This window comes from bacterium (genome assembly GCA_026398675.1).
GTDB lineage: Bacteria > RBG-13-66-14 > RBG-13-66-14 > RBG-13-66-14 > RBG-13-66-14 > RBG-13-66-14.
Genome location: JAPLSK010000289.1, coordinates 1 through 1,866 on the forward strand (window position 1 = coordinate 1; position 1,866 = coordinate 1,866).

A 1,866-nucleotide genomic window follows, 5' to 3' on the forward strand; every position below is an offset into this window, starting at 1 on the left:
CTCCCCCCTCTGAGGGGAAGCGCGCTTACGGGTTAGGGTGAGGGGTAAAGCGGCGGGGATTTGCCGGGGGCATAGCTCGGTTCGCCGGAGGCGTAGCTCGCTTCGCTCGGTTCGCTCGGTTAAAATCCCCGCCCTACATTCAGGCGCATGGGCGTATAAAGAACGGGCGGGTGTGGACACCCGCCCCTACGTCATCGCAAACCGAGTGCGGCCTACACCCCCCCCGCCTAGAGCTGCGTCATCAACTGGAGGAACTCCTCGTTGTTCTTCGTCTTCTTCATCTTGGAAAGGAGCATCTCCATGGCCTCCACGGTGTTCAGGCCGGCCAGGGCGTTGCGCAGAACCCAGAGCTTGCCGCACTCCTCATCGGAAAGAAGCAGCTCCTCCTTGCGGGTGCCGGATTTGTTGAGGTCCACCGCGGGCCAGATGCGCCGGTCGGCCAGCTTGCGGTCCAGCACCAGCTCCATGTTGCCCGTGCCCTTGAACTCCTCGAAGATGACCTCGTCCATGCGGGAGCCGGTGTCTATGAGCGCGGTGGCGATGATGGTGAGGGAGCCGCCCTCCTCGATGTTGCGCGCCGCGCCGAAGAAGCGCTTCGGCTTGTGCAGCGCGTTGGCGTCCACACCGCCCGAGAGAATCTTGCCCGAGTGCGGCATCACGGCGTTGTAGGCCCGCGCCAGCCGGGTGATGGAATCCAGAAGAATCACCACGTCCCGCGAGCACTCCACCAGCCGCTTGGCCTTTTCCAGAATCATCTCCGCCACCTGGACATGGCGCTCCGCCGGCTCGTCGAAGGTCGAGGAGACCACCTCGCCCCGGACCGAGCGCTGCATGTCGGTGACCTCCTCGGGCCGCTCGTCTATCAACAGCACGATGAGGTACACGTTGGGGTGGTTGGTGGTGACGGAGTTGGCGATTTTCTGCAGGATCATGGTCTTCCCGGCGCGGGGCGGCGAGACGATGAGCCCGCGCTGGCCCATCCCAATCGGGCACAAGAGGTTGATTATCCGCATCGAGAGGTCCTCGTCCGCGGTCTCCAGGTCGAACTTCTTGTCGGGGTATAGCGGGGTCAGCTCCTCGAAGACGACCTTTTCCAGGGCGGTCTCCGGGGTCTCGAAGTTGACCGCCTCGACGCGGATCAGGGCGAAGTAGCGCTCGGAGTCCTTGGGCGGCCGCACCTGGCCCGTGATGATGTCCCCCTTGCGCAGGCCGAAGCGCTTGATCTGGCTCGGGGAGACGTAGATGTCGTCGGGGCCGGGGAGGTAGTTGTAGTCCGCCGACCGCAGGAAGCCGAAACCCTCGGGGAGGATTTCCAGGACGCCGTCGGCCAGGACGAAGCCGTCTCCCTCGGTCTTGGCGCCCAGAATCTGGAAGATGAGCTCCTGCTTGCGCAGGCCGCTGGTGCCGGTGACGCCCAGCTCCTTGGCCAGAAGCTGCAGTTCGACGACCTTCTTGTTCTTCAGCGCGGCAAGCTCCATGGAAACACCTCTAAAGTGGCGGCGCGGCGATTTACACCGGCGGCGGAACGGGGGTAATACTTGGCTCGACTGCGGAACCGGGTTATATAAAAAGGGTGGGGGATTTTTTTCGGGGAGCTGTGGATGGGCGTTGAAGTGCGGGGTGATGGTAAACCTTCCGCCGGCGGGTGTCAAGCGAAGCGTCGGCCCGCGAGGGATGCATCCCACGGGGCCGCCCTACACAGGGTAGAGGGTCGGTTGACCCTAACCAATAATTAGAACGTGAATCTCGCGGCACCCTCGTAGGGGCCGACCGACGGCGCGCCGTTTAGGTCGGCCCCTACGTCGGCGCAACCGGGGTGAGGGTTGCCGCATATCCCCTCTCCCCTCTGGGGAGAGGGTGGGGGGG

At 64.0% G+C, this 1,866-nt stretch carries 1 protein-coding gene; it reads right to left on the minus strand.

Annotation, left to right across the window (positions count from 1 at the left end; genetic code table 11):
- Positions 1 to 227 precede the first annotated feature (227 nt).
- On the minus strand, positions 228 to 1,478 hold the full coding sequence (gene rho / locus NTW26_08645; protein ID MCX7022320.1) for a transcription termination factor Rho: 1,251 nt from the start codon (positions 1,476 to 1,478) through the stop codon (positions 228 to 230).
- Between the last annotated feature and the right edge of the window lie 388 nt (positions 1,479 to 1,866).

What these genes read in the sequence shown, in the direction of transcription:
- rho (MCX7022320.1), bottom strand. Translation starts at nt 1,478, where the DNA reads ATGGAGCTTGCCGCGCTGAAGAACAAGAAGGTCGTCGAACTGCAGCTT.